This is a genomic window from Nostoc sp., assembly GCF_036917375.1.
In the GTDB taxonomy this organism is placed as follows: Bacteria; Cyanobacteriota; Cyanobacteriia; order Cyanobacteriales; family Nostocaceae; genus Nostoc.
The window spans coordinates 25,814-45,934 of the sequence record NZ_JBALDN010000097.1; the positions used below are offsets into that span (position 1 = coordinate 25,814).

The 20,121-nt window shown below is 41.0% G+C and carries 11 protein-coding genes and 1 pseudogene; 6 read left to right on the plus strand and 6 right to left on the minus strand.

The features are described from left to right. Positions 1-379 precede the first annotated feature (379 nt). Positions 380-1,570, minus strand: a complete 1,191-nt coding sequence (locus tag V7K45_RS26620) for a choice-of-anchor tandem repeat GloVer-containing protein (protein WP_335007988.1) — start codon at positions 1,568-1,570, stop codon at positions 380-382. Positions 1,571-2,935: 1,365 nt separating this feature from the next. Here V7K45_RS26620 and V7K45_RS26625 point away from each other — a divergent pair. From V7K45_RS26625 to V7K45_RS26635, 3 genes are all read left to right on the plus strand, one after another. Further along, positions 2,936-4,216 carry a substrate-binding domain-containing protein gene (locus V7K45_RS26625; protein ID WP_335007990.1) on the plus strand — a complete coding sequence of 427 codons (1,281 nt, stop codon included), beginning with the start codon at positions 2,936-2,938 and terminating at the stop codon, positions 4,214-4,216. 487 nt (positions 4,217-4,703) lie between these two features. After that, a complete protein-coding gene (locus V7K45_RS26630) occupies positions 4,704-5,132 on the plus strand; it encodes a hypothetical protein (RefSeq protein ID WP_292779861.1) in 429 nt (142 codons plus the stop codon). A 207-nt stretch (positions 5,133-5,339) separates the two neighbouring features. Continuing rightward, entirely contained in the window at positions 5,340-5,573 is a 234-nt protein-coding gene (locus tag V7K45_RS26635; protein ID WP_289797739.1) for a DUF3134 domain-containing protein, read from the plus strand. Between the two features lie 137 nt (positions 5,574-5,710). Here V7K45_RS26635 and mltA read toward each other — a convergent pair whose 3' ends face one another. The 3 genes and pseudogenes from mltA to V7K45_RS26650 form a co-directional block, all read right to left on the minus strand. Next, positions 5,711-6,979 carry a murein transglycosylase A gene (mltA, locus tag V7K45_RS26640; protein ID WP_335007993.1) on the minus strand — a complete coding sequence of 423 codons (1,269 nt, stop codon included), beginning with the start codon at positions 6,977-6,979 and terminating at the stop codon, positions 5,711-5,713. A gap of 358 nt (positions 6,980-7,337) precedes the next feature. After that, positions 7,338-7,886, minus strand: a pseudogene (locus V7K45_RS26645) (DUF4082 domain-containing protein); the annotation flags it as partial. Between the two features lie 723 nt (positions 7,887-8,609). Then, positions 8,610-9,965: a proton extrusion protein PcxA gene (locus V7K45_RS26650; RefSeq protein ID WP_335007997.1), complete on the minus strand. Its 1,356-nt coding sequence runs from the start codon at positions 9,963-9,965 to the stop codon at positions 8,610-8,612. 78 nt (positions 9,966-10,043) lie between these two features. On the opposite strand from V7K45_RS26650, the gene V7K45_RS26655 reads away from it, so the two are divergent. Then, a complete protein-coding gene (locus V7K45_RS26655) occupies positions 10,044-12,248 on the plus strand; it encodes a recombinase family protein (RefSeq protein ID WP_335007999.1) in 2,205 nt (734 codons plus the stop codon). 174 nt (positions 12,249-12,422) lie between these two features. Continuing rightward, positions 12,423-14,651, plus strand: a complete 2,229-nt coding sequence (locus V7K45_RS26660; RefSeq protein WP_335008001.1) for a hypothetical protein — start codon at positions 12,423-12,425, stop codon at positions 14,649-14,651. Positions 14,652-15,241: 590 nt separating this feature from the next. On the opposite strand, the gene V7K45_RS26665 is transcribed toward V7K45_RS26660, so the two are convergent. Together V7K45_RS26665 and V7K45_RS26670 are read right to left on the minus strand one after the other, a co-directional pair. Continuing rightward, positions 15,242-17,215, minus strand: a complete 1,974-nt coding sequence (locus V7K45_RS26665; protein ID WP_335008003.1) for a hybrid sensor histidine kinase/response regulator — start codon at positions 17,213-17,215, stop codon at positions 15,242-15,244. Continuing rightward, positions 17,208-19,385, minus strand: a complete 2,178-nt coding sequence (locus V7K45_RS26670) for an ATP-binding protein (protein ID WP_335008005.1) — start codon at positions 19,383-19,385, stop codon at positions 17,208-17,210. Before V7K45_RS26670 ends, V7K45_RS26665 begins: the two co-directional genes overlap by 8 nt. Before the next feature lie 141 nt (positions 19,386-19,526). On the opposite strand from V7K45_RS26670, the gene V7K45_RS26675 reads away from it, so the two are divergent. Then, on the plus strand, positions 19,527-19,925 hold the full coding sequence (locus tag V7K45_RS26675) for a four helix bundle protein (RefSeq protein ID WP_335008007.1): 399 nt from the start codon (positions 19,527-19,529) through the stop codon (positions 19,923-19,925). Positions 19,926-20,121: the final 196 nt, after the last annotated feature.

Below are 20,121 nucleotides of genomic sequence, written 5' to 3' on the forward strand. Positions count from 1 at the left end.
CTACCTTACAGGTATCTGAGCGAACTGCTATAAATATTTCAGACTTGTATGTAAATGTGGTTTAGATAAGCACTCTTTACTTTCCTCGTAGTCTGGGAAAAGGTTAAGGGGTAAGGGGTAAAGGATATATTGAAAACCTTTTCCCTTTCGCCTTTAACCGAACCGTATTGACTTGTATGTAGACCATAGGCTTGCTCTTAGAGGAGACCAAGCGTAGCTTTGGCTCTTTAGGGTTCTTTAGAGCGAACATGATATGAAACAGTATTGAGTCACTGAAATTCAAATAACCTGTCTTGAAAAGTTTAGATCGATTGTAGAAAAATGGTAGATGTTCAAATTTACGTTTTACCATTTTTCTACACACTGATTAGATTTCAGACTAAATTACAAACTTAAACACAGTTCCTAGATTAGAACTACCGCCAAAAGAGGCAGTACCGTAAAAGGCACCATTCGAGAGTTGAATTAGCGTGGACTCTGGCGTTGCCCCATTAGTGCCATTGAAACTAATTAAACCAGTGATGGTTGCTCCAGTCAGCTGATAGATAACTCCTTTGTCACTTGCCCCACCAGCAGAAGCTGTGCCATAGAAGTTACCATTGCTTGCTTTGATGAGTGCAGCCGTTGGGTTGGCCCCATTGGTACCATTAAAACTGGCAACTAAAACGGGTGTACCGCCACCGATGGGAACCTTGAATACAGCTCCTTTATTGTTGGCTCCACCCAGTTTAGCGGTGCCATAGAGGAATCCACTAACTTCAATTAATCCAGACTGCGGATTTGCTCCATTGGCGCCATTAAAGCTATATGAAGTAAGTATTCCTGCGGGAGTTAACTTGAATACAACTCCTTTAGCACTTGCTCCACCGGCAGAGGCGCTGCCATAGTAGTTTCCATCGGTAGCCAGTTGTAATCTTGCTAATGGAGTTGCTCCATCAGTACCGCTGAAGCTTCTGATGGTGGTGAGTGCCCCGGTAGTGGGCGAAACCTTGAATATACTTCCTTTATTATTAGCCCCACCTGTAGAGCTTGTCCCCCACAAATTGCCATCAGTACCTGTAATCAGTCGGCCTGCTGGGTTAGCTCCATTAGCGCCTGTGAAATTTGTAAGAGTTGTCAGGGTTGTAAAAGCTGTTTTCGCCAACTTAAACACACTGCCGAGGTCACTTGTACCACCTGTAAAGGTTGCCCCATATAAATTGCCATCGGCTGCTTGGAATAATCTCGCAACTGGATTAGTCCCTTTGTTGCTTCCAGAGGTTCCGGTGAAGTTGATTAGTGTGGTTAGAGTAGTGTAAGCAGTAGGAGTTAACTTGAATGCAGTTCCTTTGCCAGAAGTGCCACCAGCAGAAGTAGTTCCATAAAGATTGTTATCAGTACCGTTGCCTTTAAGTACACCAGCTCTTGGTGTAGCTCCGTTGGTGCCGTTGAAATTTACAACAGTCGTCAATGTTGCAGCAAAGGCTTGTTGGAACGGTAGTACTAATGAAGAAGCCAAAACAGTCAAAGAAGTAAAAATCAATACCTGATTTTTAGCCTGGCGTTGTTTGTACAGATTAATCTTGTTCATTGAATACCTCAAAAAAGTTTCGTGGAGACGGAATCGTAGCTAGTTGTAACGGATTTTGCGTAGGCGTAGCCCGCCTTCGGCATCGCTGCTACTCATGACTAATACCAATTTGAAAAATGATTGCTACAAAGTAGGTTAGGAAGCCAGTGCTGTCGAAGGGTTTCCCAGCTTTTCTGCGTTTAAAGGACGAAACCCAAAGCCCCAACATCTTGATATATGTTGAGTTTTACCCCGTAATCTACGAGATATTGCTATGACTCAATCTACGTATTGAGCGCATTTTTATCTAAAATTGGTATAATTTATCAGGTTAGGCATTAACGAGAAAATGCCTTAAATGTTGGTATAGTTCTTTTTGAAAAGGACTCAGAAAGACTGTTTTACCTACATCACAAAAACCGTACTAGCACTGAGTCAATAATGTGAATGGCACAATTAATGATTTCGTTCGGTAGCATAGATCATTATTTATGTTTTTGATGTCGTGAAAAACACAAAAAACAGTGAAAAATCCACGATTTTGACAGAATCTAGTCACAAAACTCGAATCAAAAAAATCATACAGTGTTTTTTTTGTCAAGCAATTAGTAAGCTCTATTAAATACTGATTAAAACCTCTAAAAAATCTTAATAAGCAAAACCACATATTACACATAAGTGAAAAGTTTTATTTTCCTCTGAATAAAGTAATTAAAAATGCTATAAAAATCACTTTTAAAACACCTTTAAATTCCCAAAATATATTTAAGCTTTTTAATCATTTCATAATGTAATCATGACTTAAGCTTTACCTTCACACTATACTGTTGATTCCGTTGGCAAAATTTAACAGCTATTACCTGTAGCAGTTATACAAGAATCGTGGAATTCTAAATTTCTTTACTTCGCACTTAGCGGTAGTTTGTCATAAACTGCTGTACATTTACATCGAAAAAAGTGATTTCCATAATTCAAATGAAATTGCCATCCTAAATAAGTAAGTGGGTAAAATTAAACATGGTTTTTAAAAGTAAATAAGAGAGTGAAAATGGTAATTGAAGCATGATTGCTAGTACTAATAATTACTTTCTTGTATTAAAACCACTGAAGATTAATACAAACTTACTTTATGAATATGGAGTTTTTAACTAGCAAAAAATCATGTTTTAAGGTGGATTGGCAGTAGCTTAATGCCCTCTAATCCTTGAAAAAGTTGCTTTAATTTTGCTCTATATTTTTCATGATTTGGTGTCAATTTCTAATTTGTTAATAGCCTTGTTGATGCTAATTATTTATGCATATAAAAGGTTATTTACAATCGTCAACTTGACACTTGATTTTGATCTGATAGGCGTTGAACTGGAAATTAATTTGAAGGAGCTTGACATGACTTTTTATCCTAATCGTCAATTGACCTATTTAGCAAGTTCAATTTCTGTACTTGCCATAGCAACTGGTTTAGTAGTAGGTCAATCTGCTACTCATCAATCTCTAGCTCAGACCTCTACCACTCCTGCGCCAACTGGAGTAACTTCCATAAATGGTGCAGGTGCAAGCAGTATAACTACTTTATTTATAGGTACAGGAACTACCTCTCCTTTTGATCCGAAAGGCTCATGGTTTAACACTTACGGTGTTGGAAATCCTTCAAGCCTCAATCCTCCCGGTCCAGTAAATGCAGCTGTCACATTCAGATATGCTTCGGTTGGTAGTGGTAAGGGCTTAACAGCTTTTTTCACTCAAACCGTACCCGCTGGTAGTCCTACTATCAATCGCCCTGTCTCTTTTGCAGCTAGTGACGACCCTGTATTAGGAACAGAAAAAGTTAGTGGCAGTCCCAATAACGCTGGCACGCCCGCAAATGCATACGTCCAAGTACCTGCAATCACCGTTGGAATCGCCTTAGCTTATAACCCCACTGGTCTAAACGTGCCAGCAGGTGGAATTAAGCTTTCACGAGCTACTTACCTTGGTATTCTTCAAGGCAACATCATAAATTGGAATGATGCCAAAATCAAAGCAGATAACGGTGGCGTAACAATAGCAAATAAGCCCATCGTTTTAGTATATCGTAGTGACGACAGCGGTACTACTTTTGCTTTAAGCAGTCATCTCAAAGCGGCATTTACTGCATGGAACAGAGGAGTTGGTAAAAAAAGTACTGTTGGCTCTGTACCCTCAACAATACCAGCCGATACAGTTATTTGGCCAGTTGGTTCCAAAGGTGCTACAGGAGGTGGAGGTGTAGCCACCACGATCGCTACCACTCCTGGTGCAATTGGTTATGTGGATAGTGCTACGCAGTTAGCTAAGAATCTGAAAGCTGCTGTCTTGCAGAACAAGGCAGGTACTTACAATGCCATTTCACCAACTACAATTTCAAATGCTTTTGTCGGTGCGAGTGACCAAGATGCAAATGCTCAACGGATTAAACTCGTAGTTACCGATCCAACAGCTGCAAATGCTTATCCCATTGTTACCGCAACTTACGTGCTATTTTATGATAAATATGCAGATGCTAAAGTAGCAGCTGGTATTAAAGGATTGATCGGTTGGGCTTTCGGAACAGCCGGGGACACTATCGCTAAAAATCGGGGATATGCTCCTCTTCCCACTGCCATTAAAACTCTGTCTCAAAATGTTGTGAATACTTACGTCAAACCATAATTGGGTGAATACTGTTTTTGGTATTATCCTCCCTTGTATCCTTTAGATTTTTACATATCTTGACAAAGATATGAAAGTTATACCCCAGGATTATATTTATAATCTTGGGGATTTATTAAGGCGATGATTTGATCTCAATAACTAAATATTCAGATAGTTTGCGATCGCTTTTAGGCATTCGCCAATGCTGTCAGGTGATGCGATCGCCGAGTTTGGCGTCAACTATGTTATGATTTTATTTGTTGAGAAATATTTTCGGTCATGTAACTGACTATATAGACCCCTCTCCGAATCTAAATCTCTACATCCTTTGATTCTGAAGGTGTTGATGTCATAAGTATTTCAAAAATTAAAATTTTAGTTAGTCGAAATGTATTGCAATGTCTCGCTTGACACTAATACATCGAACTGTAAAAAATGTGCTAAGAAGAACGGACAAGTATAGTGTGTCACACACGCAGACAACATACGGATACTACTGGAACTTATGCCCACGGATATAATTACTCGTCCTGAGTCCCTCACAGAAGATTGCTTTTTTACTTACGCCCTTGGGACTAATTTGCACGATCCTAATTCAACAGCCAAATATTTACGCCGAATCAGAAAAGAAGATAAACCATATATCGACATAGCTGTTTCTCCCAGACCTGGCTATCGGTTTGAGGTTTGTCTTATCCCTGTTGAAGGGTTCGCTCAAGAAAGAATATTGACAAAAGACGGGTTCGCCAAAGCTTTAGCGATTATTTGTGCTGTATCTAATAAAGCTAGGAAACGATTCCCTTCGGGAAATGGACAAGAAATAGTCCGGTGTCAATTTAGTAACTTAGCTGATGCAGTCGCTGTAGCGAATAGACTGTCTGCATTACCCTCTGATATGTATGAAACTCTCGTCAAGCTACCAAATGCTTTGTAATATTATATATTGCATCCACTGAAATATTTATTATTAAAACTGACACCGGGACATTTTAATAGTAAGTAGCTAAATGGACTTGAGACAAAACTTCAATAGGTCATATTTTGTCTGTTGAGAGAAGACTTGTCAGACAAGACTTTTAACCTTAATTTACAATTTTGACCTTTTTGTACGCTAACCTGTAATTCAAAGTGAGTTTTTTTTATGCCTATAAGTCCTTTGCGTGAAGAACCTCGTAACCAGCGAGCGCCTGTAATTCGTACAAGTAATGAATTTATTCTCTTGGAATGGCTGAAGTCAACTGGTCGTTTAATCGAACGCGAACATCAAGAATCTGAGTATCTAACTGAAGTAGAAGAAATTTCCGAAATGATAGACCTTGACGATATCCCTTACGATCATGACGATGATGATGGTGACATGGATTTGGAAGCCTAGTAGCGTAATTCGTAATTCGTAATTACTATATCGCAAGCGTTCCATTGATTTGGAATGGGTGCTTCTTTTTTACCAAAAGGCTAAGATTCCTGACTTCTCTAAAAAGTCGGGAATTTTAGTATTAAAATGGCAGTTGTTTAATTTTTGGATTTGAGTAAGAGATAAAATAATTGTCCATTGCTGACTGTAACACCAGCGCGATCGCCTGCGATTTTCCCAGTACCTAAAAAATAATCCACTCTACCTGCACCTTTAATCGCACCGCCGGTATCTTGGTCAAGAACATAGCGGCTAATAATGCGCTCCTGCATTTTTCCGGTAGGATTAACGAAGGGAATAGAAGCGCGAATCAACGCTAAAGCACCAGGAGGCATAAGAGATTTATCTGTAGCAATAGAACGCTCTGCTGTTAATGGTACGTCGATCGAACCTTGGGCTGGCTCACCGTGATTTTCTTGAAAAAAAACAAAGCTGCGATCGCGCGGAATATAAATATTTAATTCTTGGGGATGTTTTTGGAAATAATCGAGAATAATTGGCAGAGTTATACCTTCTAGCGGTAATTTGCCATCATTCACTAATTCTCGCCCAATACTTTTGTAATTATAAGCGGTATGACCAGCATAGCCGATTGTTGTCTGACTGCCATCGGGAAGTTGAAGCCTCGCCGAACCTTCAATTTGAGCTAGATATGGCTCAAGGCGAGAGCGAAACCAAAACAACTCTAGTCCTCGCAATTTCCCTTTTGCAGCTTGTAAACCATCTGCTCCTTCCAATTCTTCACGTGTCGGATGAGGCTTAGTCCAAGAGTTGAAATCAGGAGGTAAGCGGTAAACAGGATAGCGATATTCTGCTGTGGGGACGCGACTAGCTGCATAAAGTGGCTCATAATAGGCGGTGAATAAAACGGAACCTTGGTTATCTTTACCGACTGACTGGTAAAGAACAAATTCCCGCTCAATGGCTTGATGTAATTCTGTTGCAGAATTGGTTTTTAATAGGAGTTCGCGGAATCTTTGCAAGCTTTTGATGACGCGCGAGCGCGTAATCCCAGCCACCGGATACTTTTGATAAGCAGCCGCAGCATTAGCTGTTTGCAGATATTGGAGACTGCGAGCGATCGCACCGATCAGTGCCTTTTTCTCTGGTATTTTGCCATAAATGACTTCATCCAGACAAGAGGTATCACTTTGACAACAAGTAATTGGTTGTCTCTCGATTAATGGTGCTTTTTGCTTTTGTGTAAAGGATACTGGTATATCCCACTTTTTCACGCGACATTCTGGCGGACTGAGTTCCCGATACGCCAAAGATTCCATACGCACTAAGAAAATCGACAGAAGCAGCGGTAGGCTGATGGCGATAAATTTGTTTAGCTTTCCTAACCCAGCAAGTGTCTTTTTCATCAAAATTTAAAATTTTTGAGATTATCCCACTTTACTCAAATTCAAAAATCAAAAGCTAAAAATACAGTAGACCTAATATGTTTTTATATACTTTATAAAAAAAGACTAAAAAAACCCATCACTTTTTTCAAGCGTGAGTACATTTGAACTAAATTGTCTCAATTTGGTAGTAAGCCCAGACTCCATCAAACTACTTACACCCAAAAGCGCGAAGCGCCTCCCCCAGCGCACGCGCAAGGGAGAGGTAAAGAAGCACATAAAATCCTATTTACTGTCCGTTCGTTTATTCTGTAACTAGTACAGTACGGCGTAAGTAAATAAACCACCCATTCAAAACCAATGAAATGCTTGCGCTGTATTAATTTTGAATTTTGAATTTTGAATTTTGAATTCCGCCTTGCGGTACTAGTTGCTTACGTTTGCGAAGAGAGGTGATGCCAAAAGCACCTAAGCCTAAGATACCGATGAGAGAAGTCGGTTCGGGAACAGCTTGGGTAACTACGTCAAATTTGAAATTTGGGCCAATCCTCCCGTTACCGGATGTTAGAGTTGAAGGAAAACTAAACCCTTGGGATGAACCATTTCTGGCGCTACCGGTAAGAGTAATTTCTGGAGCCGTATTTACAGATGCAGGAACACTATAAATATCACTAAATGGACTAGTTATTGCTGCACCAATAACGTATGACATTCCAGCAAGAAGATTGACTGATGTAATATCCTGGTAACGAAAGCTTCCAGTTAGTGGACTGGTGGTTTGGACAGTTGTTGAAGCTAGTAAATTCCCGTCCGATGTCCACAACCCAACTAAGTGGGATTGTGATAGAGGATTCGCAGGAGTTTGATCGTAAAAACCTAATGCAGTAACTGAGAGGTTGTCATTAGCAGTAAATGACCAACCGATTGTTTGATTTGTACCATTAAAAGCTGGGAAGTTAGATCCACCTGCCAAACTCTGTATCGCTTCAGATGCGTATACAGATGGTGCAGAAACTAAAGCTGTTGTCAGGATGAAAGGAGAAGCTATTGATAACTTTTTTAGTACATTTACGATTGTCACGATCTTATTTCTCCGATAAATATTTAACATTCGAGACTCTCTACAGTAATATATTTATTTATACTCGCAACGTCAATATTTTTTCAGCAAATTTACTTAAACTTTAATAAGGACTAGTTTATTTAGCGCAATACCTTCGTCAAAAGAAGAAGATATCTGACTTTTCACGGCATATGGAAAAGTTCATTTTAAAGATTTCCTAAGCCCTGATTTTTCTGTTAGCTTTTCTCATTAACTTAAAGCTATTGAAAATTAGCCTGCGTAAAAAGCCACGCTTTTTCGAGGTTTGAGGGCTTACCGTGAAAAGTCAGGTCATCTCCTCTCAGATTTTCGTCTCCTTAAGGGATTTCCAGAAATTAAATTATTCAATTTTGGGAGCGAAGATGATCGTTAGATTCTTCCTCCCCTGCAACGCCAGAGCGATGGGATATTTTTTTAGTTGCAAGTCCCTAATCCTAACTCCGGCATGATTGCCATCTATATATGCGAGCGTCTCGTTCGCACTACATATTCCAAAATGGGATGCTCCCGTAAGTTAATTGTTTTACTAAAATTTTTTCCACCCAATCTCTATTCATTCATATTACGGTAAGTCGCAACAGCAGACGGCGATATCCGGTTCAAATATCGGAAGATCCAATACTTAAAAATGGTATCTAAAATCACCGGAAATGTAGCGATAAATAAGAAGATAAAATCTCTATTTGCCGGTAATCCCCAATGGCGTGATACACCTTCTAGCAGTACTTCCCAGCCATGAGGAGAGTGGAATCCGACAAAGATATCAGTAAACAAAATAATGATAAATGCCTTCGCACTATCGCTAAGTCCATAGACAATATTATCAAAGAAATCTTTGAGTACAGCAATAGAAGACTTACTGACTAACAAAAGCCAGATAAAAGCAACCACAGAAAACATATCTGCAAAAACATTTTTGATAGCACCAGAGCTTTCGTGACGAAATTCTTCAGCAAGCTCTTTTGCCTTATTTTTCATTTCAGTCTCCATCTGCTCAGGTAACAGTGGAGGTGCTTTGATAATAAGATTTTCAAACTTGAGTTTTTCTTCAAATCTTTCTAATTCTAAAAGGGCTTCCTCTTCCATTTCAGAATTGAGAAATATCTGCATTTCCTGATTGCTTCTAAACCGCTCAATAATTGGCCCGACTACAAAAGCTTTTGCTATTTGGTGTGTTAGAAGTGGTACAATAATTAATAGTAAAATAAACCTGATAGATATTATTGTTCTTTTTTGAGTTTGACGAAAACTCTGAATTACTTCTTGTTCCGAATTTGGGTCTAATTCAACTTGCAGACGACTAATAGTACTTAAAATAGAGCGAGGTAAAACACCCATTGTATCGGTTTTACTCTTGACTTTTGGCTTATTATTTAAGTTTGGATTTGGTATTTTGGGTGGTAATGTTGGAGTGTTTACGAGCAGCGATTTGTCGTCAGATATTACAGAGTTAACTGGTAGATTTGGAGGTTGTACTACTAAAGCTTGGGAAGTTGTTTTATCGGAACTTGTTGTGTATTTAGATATAACTCGATCGATAAAGTTGAGCTTTTCCAAAACTAAAGAAGGATTGAGATACTCTATACCTGCTTTCTCGGCAGCTTTTTGATTCTCTTCATTTAAAAACCAGCGGCTTCCTCTAAATTCCGTCAGCCGCATCCTGGCAATTTTTAATAGCTTGTTGAGGTCTGACTCAAAATAATCCATCACACTGTTACTGTACATGGCTGAGTCAATGTCTATTTTATTACCATTGAAATGCTTATCTTCTATTTCCTGAATCTTTAATGCTGCATCGTAGGCTTCATGTAAAGAACGTTCAGGAGTCTGTAAGTACCATCGATAAGCAGCAAGCAAGAAAGAATAGATTTTTTGACTAAAAACAGAGTTTTTCATTGCAGACAATCATTCAGCATTGTTTGATGACTATTAACCTTAAGTTAACGCACGAGGTATACTAACAAATCTACAAGGAGAAAGTTTGTGGTTTCTCATTCGGTTTGGATTGTTGGCACTAGCCGTAGTGGTAAGACGGCTCGCTTAGTAGAGCAATTTTGTAATTGGGTAAAATCAGAAAAACAATATACTGAATCATTTTATACAAAAAAAACAGGGCGTAAAAAAACTGGTGATGTACCTGAATTTTTATATCTTAAACAAACAGAGCCGGGAGTTTTAGTCTTAGCTGCCAATGATGATAATCGCCGAGAATTAGGAGATATAATTGTTACTTCTACATTAGGTAAATATCCGGTTCGTGCCAAGACGCCACTAGGTTTTTTTCAGGATGAAGTCATTTTATTTTGGCCGTTACTGATTAACTCGTTGAACCTGAAAGCACAGTTTCCGGTAAGATTGCGACCAGAAACCGAACAAGAGTTAGCAACCAAACTTTGGCGTCCGCAATTAGACGAAGAAATTCTACGTATGGCGGGAGTGAATGAATCTCGCTTGGTGCGTCGCATCTTGGACTTATTACAATTAGCAGCTTACAGTGGTATACCTTGCGAAGATATTGCCCAGATTTTAGCCAAGGGTCTAGGGGAAAATACCACAACTTTAGAGCCGGAATTTTTAGCATCTTTGCTGCTAGATTGGCGTAATTGGTGTTTAGAGAGGGGTTTACTGACTTATGGAATTATTACGGAACTTTATAGTCAGCACTTATTAAGCGATCGCCATTACCAGCAGCACCTAACTAAACGCTATCAGGCAGTACTGGCGGATGATGTCGATGACTATCCTAGCGTAGCGCGTCTTTTGTTTGAGTTGCTATTAGATCGAGGTGCAGTTGGCGCGTTTAGCTACAATCCTGATGGTGCGGTGCGATTGGGATTGGGAGCAGATCCCAACTACCTAGAAGGGTTAGCAGAGCGTTGTCGGGTAGAAATATTGAACGGGCCGCCTCCAGAGTCCCTGAGCGAGCAACTGACTAAACAGATGGTGGAATTAGTCACTTCCCCAATGGTAATGTTGAGTTTACCAAAAACAGTGCATTCAATTCAAACCACCTCCCGCGCCCAATTATTGCGGCAAACAGCAGAGATAATTGCTGATGCCATTCAATCGCAGCAAGTGCAACCGGAAGAAGTGGCAATTATTGCACCAGGTTTAGATGCGATCGCTCGTTATACTCTAGTAGAAATCCTCGTCAAGCAAAATATCCCAGTAGAATCGCTCAATGACCAACGTCCCCTAATTAGTTCGCCCGTGATTCGCGCCTTACTCACCATGCTGGCACTAGTTTATCCCGGCTTGGGCCGCCTGGTAGATCGGGATGCCGTCGCAGAAATGCTGGTTGTGTTGAGCAGGAAACAACCACCAGAAAACTCCTCACTCCTAACTCCTAACTCCTCCCTCAGCACTCCTCCCTCAGCACTCAGCACTGATATCGATCCGGTACGTGCTGGTTTGATTGCAGATTACTGCTTTGTACCCCATCCCGATCGCCCCAACTTGCTACCAGTGTCAGCCTTTGAGCGCTGGGATCGAATTGGCTATGCAGCTACTACAGCCTATAGTGAGATATTAGAGTGGTTAGAACAGCAGCGATCGCAACAAGAATTGCGGTTAATTCCCAGTCCCATTTCCCTTTTAGACAGAGCAATTCAGCGCTTTTTATGGAATGGGAGCAATCTCCCTTACGAACAACTAGCAGCATTGCGGGAATTATTAGAAACTGCCCAACACTACTGGGAAATTGACACCAGGTTACGACAAATTACCCCAGTGGAAACAACGCCTCATACAACTATTATTGAATTCATTCAACTACTGCGACGTGGTACAATTACCGCCAACGCTTACCCTGTGCGCCCCATTGGTGGAGCGAGAAAGGCTGTCACCTTAGCAACTATATTTCAATATCGATCTAGTAGGCGATCGCACCAGTGGCATTTTTGGCTGGATGCTGGTTCACCTCTATGGGCGAAAGGTGGTGCGGCGACTTTATTCGGTGCGCCGTTTTTCCTGCGAGATAGATTAGGCGAACCTTGGACAGCAGAAGATGAAAAATTGGCAGAAGAACAACGATTACAAAGAATTTTGACAGATTTGCTCTCTCGTGTATCCGAAAGAGTTTATTTGTGTCACAGCGATTTAGCCGTGAATGGACAAGAGCAAATCGGGCCGTTGTTACCCTTAGTAAATGCCTGTGTGACGGTTATTTCTGAGGCTAATGTTAATTGAGTGTTTTTATAGCGGTTCTCGACAAGCGTGAAGTACAATTTTGACCTCTCTCTTTTTTAGGAGAGAGGCTTTGAATCTTTTACTAAATCAACCTAGCACTTACTGAAATATCCGAGTAAATTAAAAATGATATTGCTGAAATAGTAAGAATAGTAAGAGAGGATTGTTAAGTTAATGTCACTCGATTCGCTTAGGCAAGAAGCAAAAAGTCATAACACTTCACCACAAAGATTACGAGAATTAGCTGTAATTAATGATGAACTAACGAGATTAGTTGCTGCAAATCCTCGTGCCGATAGTAGTTTATTAGGAGAACTTGCGATACAAGCCAGAACTAACAAAGATGTGGAAATGCAAAGAGCGATCGCAAGTAATCCCAATACACCAACACAATGGTTAATCGGACTAGCGCATCTATTTCCTGAAGAATTCTTTAGTAATCCGGCTTATGATTTATCGATTCTGCAAAATTTTAACTTTCCTCACGGTTTTGGGAAAAAATTCCTCTTGAAGCTTGTTTGTGCATTAAATGCACCAACCTCTTTTCTAGAATTTGCTGCTGACATTTGCGAGACTAATCTTAAAATTGTTATAGCTAGTCATCACAATACTTCTAAAAAAAAACTATTTGAGTTATCTATATTTGGTAAGGATATTATTGCAGAATTTGCTCAGTTACGTCTTGATTGTCCCAATGATGACATAGCTTTCTGGGATAAGGTGGCTTTAAATAAAAAACCAAATCTCATTCTTTTTATTCCTCATAGGCTGATGTTTAAATTGGTGCAATTGCCCGAAATATCCACAAATTTTCTAAAAGCAGCATCCCAGCTTGAAAAATTTCCAGAAATTCTCAATATTATTGCTAATCATCCGAAAACGCCCAAAGAATTACTTGATAAGCTTGCAAAAAATAGCCTTCCTTTTATTGCTGAAGCCGCAAAGCTACACATTAATTATGCTGGAGAATTGGGAACTGGATGGCGCAATCTAGCGGAAAGCAAAATTGATAGAGCGCAACTGCCTATTTTAAATAATGATGAAGAAGGAATTGAACTGCGATTGTGGTACACAGGAGCAATTGATGAAAGCACTTTACCTTATTTAAATCAAAAGTCAGTACACGAATATACAAGTACTTTATTAAAGATTGTTTGTTCTGCTGATACAGATAGAAGGATTTTAGATAATCTTGAGAACCACCCCAGGCTTTCTCAACTAATCTCTGAATGTGTTACTTATTTAAAACAGCGAGAAGCAATAGTTTTCGATTTACTTCCGGGAACGCTACCAGTAAATAGTACTAAATTATCAAATAATTTTGTAGCCAATCAAATTAACCCCATAGTTGCCGATTTTAATACTCTATTTACAATGTTAGAAGATAGAAATTGGTGGGTTAAAATAAGATATATTCCCATAGAAAACCCAACAATTAACTTATGTTTACTTGACTTGATACAAAAAAATAGGGGTTCGAGAAGAAGAAGATCCTACCGAGAAAATATGCTTAAGGATTTTGGCAGAGGTAGATATAAAGACTATAGTCCAATATTTATTAGATTTTCTAATTTAGAATACTATGGCGTAATTCTAGCGAACGACCCAAGAACTTCATCGCAAATCCTATCAAAATTAGTGGAGCATCCAATCCAGGGAGTGAGAGTTTTGGTAGCTAGTCATCACAATATAACTCAAAACTCTCTAGATAAGTTAATTAACGATCGCAATCCAGAAGTTAGAGCAGCTGCTTTGGCGAATCCCAAACTTGATTCGATGCTTAGAGAACAATTAGCAAGCTTGGAAAATCCAAATTTATCTTTATTAGATTTACGAGAACTAGCAAATAGTGAGTATACTGCTGTCAAAACTAAAGTTGTTCGACATCCTAACGTTGATAGTTCAATTCTGGCAAAACTAGCTGACGATAAGTTAATTGTCAGATTGGCTGTAGCTAAACATCCAAAAACTCCAACCGACATTCTAACTAGATTTACAGAGCATCCAGATCGAAGATTACCTTTAGCAGTCGCTCAAAACCCTGGTGCGCCGAAAGATTTACTAATTAAGTTAGCTACTCAACCCGCAGTCGATGGGGGATTTTACTTTAATCGACTCAATTTAGCTGCTGTTAAAAGTTTAATGACCCAAGAACCAGAAGCGGCGATTCCTTTCTTGGATCGATGTCTAAAATTTCCCGATAGACCATCATTTTCTCGCTTTTTAATTCTGATGAATCCTCATATACCGAGTTCATTTCTGGCAAGATACTATAAATCTTGGTTTTGGCCAGAAAGATATGCGATCGCTCAAAATCCAAATACTGACCGCGATATTTGCCAACAACTAACCCAAGACCCCAATCGTATTGTTCGTGCTGCTGCACGGGATAATTTAAAGTAGTAAGCTAATCAGCATTAAAGTTGCATAATCAGGGCACTCATGTTGCCATTGGTGTCAAGTTAACGCTAAACCCGCTTGGTGACAACGTTTTGCCCTCACCCCCAGCCCCTCTCCCATCCGTGAGAAGGGAGTTAGATATTCGATTCCCCTTCTCCCAAGGGAGAAGGGGTTAGGGGATGAGGGCGGGAGGGATTTGCAAAACGCCTATCCGATATAGTTTTCGGCTTAAGTTGACACCAATGGCTTTTCGGCCCACCCCACAAGACATTGAGAAAATTTTAATATGCAAATTAAATGTGTTTTAGCTTATTCTCTTTTATAGCCGTAGCCACATAGCTTAGGACAATGTTGATTGCTAAAAGCCTTGATTTCACTGGCTTTATACTCAGCACGGGCTAAACCTTAGCTTTCCGCTAACAGCACTCTTAACTCAGCACTTTGCTATAGATGTTGGATTACAGCAGAAGTAAGTTAACCTATTACGAATGAGCGTTTACTTAAAATAGGTTTATTAAACGCCGCGATCGCAGAAACAATGCTAAAGATGATTTCAGAGATTAGCTTCAATAGATAAGGCAAAATTCAGGTTGCTAAACCGTTACTATCGTCAAAATAGCCTGTATTAATACTTCTAGCTCAATTGGTTTAGAAATATGGTGTTGAAATCCGGCGGCTAGTGCTTGTTGTCGATCGATTTCTCCCGCATAAGCAGTCAGAGCGATCGCTGGAATTTCTCCGCCCTGTTCGGGCGGCTGCTTTCTAATTTGACGAATTAGTGTATAGCCATCCATATCGGGCATACCAATATCACTGATTAACAAATCAAATTTTGCTCGTCCCAAATTATTCAGAGCATCATGTGCTGAGTCCGCTTCAGTCACTTGTGCCCCGTACTGTTCTAGCACGAAGGCAATGAACTCCCGCGAATCTTTGTCATCGTCTACAAGCAGCGCTTGCAATCCATTGAGATTGAAGTCTGAGCGCTCGCGATCGGCAGCATTAACTTGATTTAATTTTGCAGCAGTGATGAGTGGCAGTTTGACTGTAAATACTGCTCCTTGACCTTCTCCAGGACTGGCTGCTTGAACGGTTCCGCCGTGCAATTCAACCAAATGACGCACGATCGCTAACCCTAACCCCAACCCGCCAAATTTTCGCGTTGTTGTCCCATCGGCTTGGCGAAAGTAGTCAAAGACGTAGGGTAAAAAGTCACCAGAGATGCCCCGACCATTGTCGCTGACAGTGATTTGAGTGTATTCCGCAACACGAGTATCTACTTCATCCTCGATCGTTTCTAACCGCACCTCGACTCGACCACCCTGTGAGGTAAATTTAATCGCGTTAGAAAGTAGATTCCAAACAACTTGTTGCAAACGACCAGAATCACCCAACACTTGTCCAACGTTCGGTTCAAATATTGTTTGAATCTGAATAGATTTAGCTTCAGCAGCAAGGCGCACAGTTTCAAGGGCAGCTTTGATAGTAAAAGTAAGACCGACTGGAACTGTGTTTAAAGCCAACTTACCTTGGAGAATCCGCGACACATCGAGCAAATCTTCGATTAGTTGTGCTTGCAGTTTCGCGTTGCGCTCGATCGTTTCCAGGGCGTACTGAGTTTTGGCTGCATCCTGGTGATTCTTTTGCAGAATTCTTGCCCAACCCAGAATTGGATTCAAGGGCGATCGCAATTCATGAGACAGCACTGCCAAAAACTCATCTTTGATGCGGTTGGCTTGCTGTGCTTGTTCAGTCTGTTGCTGCAAAGAAATCATCAGTTGATTGAGGCGATCGTTTTGCTCTTGCAGCAATGCTTCTGCTCGTTTGCGTTCGGTAATATCAGACAAGATGAAAACCGCACCTGTGAGAGTCCCATCCCCATCAAGTACCGGATCGATGGTTTTGGCAAACCAGCGTTCTTGGGACTGAAATTCGAGAATTTGCCGTTGGTGAGTTTCTTTGGCACGGCGAAAACAAGTGCCATCGCCGATTCCCAATTTTGCGCCCATCAACTCGTGGTGGGCATAACCTAAGATTTCGTGGGAGGGCTTGGAAAAAAGCTGCATCATCGCTCGATTACAGCGCATAATTCTACCTTCCCGATCTACCAGAGAAACGCCGTCGTTCATGGAGTCAAAGGTGGTTTGCCACTCCCGCGCTGAGGACAAAGCAGCTTCCTCCGCCCGGCGAATTCGCAGCAGCGATCGCAAGGTGGCAAGCAGTTCAATTGGTTCAACGGGTTGCACTAGATAAGCATCAGCACCGCTATCTAAGCCTTCTGCTTTATCTTGGCTTTGGACAAAACTTGCAGAAAGGTGTAGCACAGGGATAAAAGCCGTTTCTGGGTTTGCCTTAATTTGGCGACAGATTTCAAAACCGCTGATATCTGGTAATTGGACATCTAAAATTACTAAGTCAGGCTGAAAGTTAACAACAGCTTCTAAGCCTGTCGTTCCAGTTACCGCTTCCACGACACTAAAGCCTGCATTTTGCAAAATCCGGGTAACAACGTAACGATTGGCTTCGTTATCATCAACATGCAGGATCGTAACTCGTGGCTCAGACATGATTTTTCCCTGAAACCTCTAGAACAAGTCCGGCTTTGACGAGCGCATCTTGAAGTTGAGCGTAGACGCCTAGCGGCTTGTCGCCAGACATCGCCGTGGTTTGAGAGCCTATTTCTTTGGAAACAATGGCTATGCTTTGCGCCGCTAATCGGCTCTGCGCTTCTGCATCCAGTTGAGCAGATGAGTGAATAATCACAGGAATCGACTGAGTGACGGAATTGTTTTTAAGTTGCTTGAGTACATCAAACCCGCCGATCTCTGGCATCTCCAAGTCCAGCACAATGGCGTTTGGCTGCTCTTGTTGTGCCACATTTAATCCTTCTTTTCCATTTGCGGCTTCTAAAATCCTCAATGGTGTATTTATTAACAACTGTTTCACCAAATACCGATAGGCGGGGTCATCATCAATTAACAAGATTTTTTGAGGCTTGTTCTCAGTAATTAGCGTATTCAGTTTGTTCAACAACGGCAATCTGTCTACCGGCTTAATTAGAAAACCGTCTGCTCCTAGCGCCAGTGCTTGCTTCTCGTTATCAATGATGGTAATAACAAGTACAGGGATAGTACGGGTAATTTCATCCCCTTTGATTTCTCGCAAGAACGTCCAGCCGTTTTGCCCCTCCAGCAGAATATCTAGCATAATCGCCGCTGGTCGAAATTGTTGTAAGGCAAGCCTTGCCTGAGCTAAGGTGCGGGTAGCAATTAATTGATAGATTGATTGCTGAAGATGCTTTTCGTAAATAAATAGAGTTTCTGGATGATCTTCAACCACCAGAATCGGCAGCCGAGTTGGCTCAACTGATGCGATTGGTTGCAGTACGGTGGTCAATTCGGTGGCATGTGGGTAGACGATGGGAATCAATGCTGTAAAGGTAGAGCCTTCACCCAACTGACTTTTCACCGAAATCCTGCCGCCGATTAGCTCCGCTAGCTTGCGCGATAACGGCAATCCTAACCCGGTTCCCTTCACCTGCTTTTGCAGAGGGGACTCAATTTGCATAAAATCTTCAAAAATCCGTTCTCGATCGCCGGGAGCAATGCCGATGCCCGTATCAGATACGGAGAAAGTGACGGTATGACCCGTTTGTACAGCGCTGACGCGCACCTCTCCTTGCTCGGTAAATTTGAGGGCATTCGAGACAAAGTTTCTCAGAATTTGAGCGACTTTTCCCTCATCGGTATAGAGCGGCGGAATACCTTCAGGTTCCTCGACAATCAGCCCCACAGAGGAGCCTTGAACCAATAAGGGGCGCAGCATTCCCCGCAGCGTGGCAAACAATTCACTAACTTCAAAAGAACTGGGATGCACTTCAATTTTTCCAGCTTCCACCTTTGCTAAATCTAGCAAGTCGTTAACCAGTTCTGATAATCCGCTGGCCGCCTTTTGGATGAATGTCACCTGCTTTTCTTGCTCGATGGTCAAATCGCCATCCATCCGGGCTAGCAGCATCCGAGAGAGGGACAGAATCGAGTTGAGCGGCGTGCGAAACTCGTGGCTCATGTTCGAGAGAAAGCGGGTTTTTAGCTCGTTTACCTGTTGCAGGGAGCTGGCCTTTTCATCCAGTTCTGCATAGAGAGCAACTACACCGCGATTGGTATCTTCCAGTTCCTGATTGAGCTGGCTCAGTTCTTCTTCGCGCTTGCGTAGCTCTGCCATAGCCCGGAGTAATTCCTGGTTTTGCTGCTGGATTTCTTGATAGGGATTTTCGGGCGATCGCCCAATTACAGTTTCTCGAATCTGCTGCAATTGCGAATCGGTGAAAGTAGGTGTGCGCTTCGACAACCTTTTGCCAATTGTTACTGTTGTTCCTTGCTCCGGCAGTGATTCAATCTCGAACAAATCCATCAATCTCCGAGTACCCACGATGCCTAGCCCCGCTCCCGTATCAGAAGTGTAGCGTCCTGCCAAAACATCTGTTAAATCAGGAATGCCCCCACCCCGATCTTGAATCCGAATCAGAAACGCTTGCGGCTCTCCTGCTACAGAAAATTCAACCGTTCCGCCTTGGGCATATTGAAACGCATTGCGGGCAATTTCGGAAACTGCCGTTGCCAATCGCGCCCGATCTTGAGCATCAAAGCCTAACTGCTCGGCGATCTCACGAGTTCGTTGCCGAGCTTGCACAACATCCTGTTCGTACTGGATGGCGATCGCCAAAAGGATTGTCAAGTCGCTTCGCTCCATGAGTAATGAGTAATGAGTAATGAGTGATGAGTAATGAGTAATGAGTGATGAGTAATGAGTGATGAGTAATGAGTCATGAGTGATGAGTCATGAGTAAATACCCATTCCATTATTTATAAAGTAAAATTGATTACCGCATTCTTTTTTTTACTCGTGGTTAATTATAACGCAAATATCAGTATTCAAGAAAGAACAGAAAATTTTGCAATAAGAGTTATCAAAGCTTATTCTGAGCTAAATAAAAGACCTTTTGACGACGCTGGTAAAATCTTGTCTAAACAATTTTTAAGAAGCGGGACATCAATAGGTGCAAACTGTTCAGAAGCTAAATATGCACAATCAAATAAAGACTTTATCAATAAATATTCTATAGCATTAAAGGAAGCCAATGAAACCCTTTATTGGATAAAAATAATGATAAAGTCGGAGTTGGTTTCAAAATCAGAATTTCAAAATCTGATAGAAGAGAATGAAAGAATTCTTAAGATATTAACAACTTCAATCAACAAATTGAAAGAAAAATAAAAAATAATCCACTCATTACTCATTACTCATTACTCATTACTCATCACTCATTACTCATTACTCATTACTCATTACTCATTACTCATTACTCATTACTCATCACTCATTACTCATTACTCATTACTCATTACTCATTACTCATCACTCATTACTCATTACTCATTACTCATTACTCATTACTCATCACTCATTACTC

Bases quoted from the DNA above. Each gene is read 5' to 3' on its own strand.
- V7K45_RS26660 (WP_335008001.1), top strand. From the start codon at position 12,423: ATGTCACTCGATTCGCTTAGGCAAGAAGCAAAAAGTCATAACACTTCA.
- V7K45_RS26630 (WP_292779861.1), top strand. From the start codon at position 4,704: ATGCCCACGGATATAATTACTCGTCCTGAGTCCCTCACAGAAGATTGC.
- V7K45_RS26625 (WP_335007990.1), top strand. From the start codon at position 2,936: ATGACTTTTTATCCTAATCGTCAATTGACCTATTTAGCAAGTTCAATT.
- mltA (WP_335007993.1), bottom strand. From the start codon at position 6,979: ATGAAAAAGACACTTGCTGGGTTAGGAAAGCTAAACAAATTTATCGCC.
- V7K45_RS26665 (WP_335008003.1), bottom strand. From the start codon at position 17,215: ATGTCTGAGCCACGAGTTACGATCCTGCATGTTGATGATAACGAAGCC.
- V7K45_RS26635 (WP_289797739.1), top strand. From the start codon at position 5,340: ATGCCTATAAGTCCTTTGCGTGAAGAACCTCGTAACCAGCGAGCGCCT.
- V7K45_RS26620 (WP_335007988.1), bottom strand. From the start codon at position 1,570: ATGAACAAGATTAATCTGTACAAACAACGCCAGGCTAAAAATCAGGTA.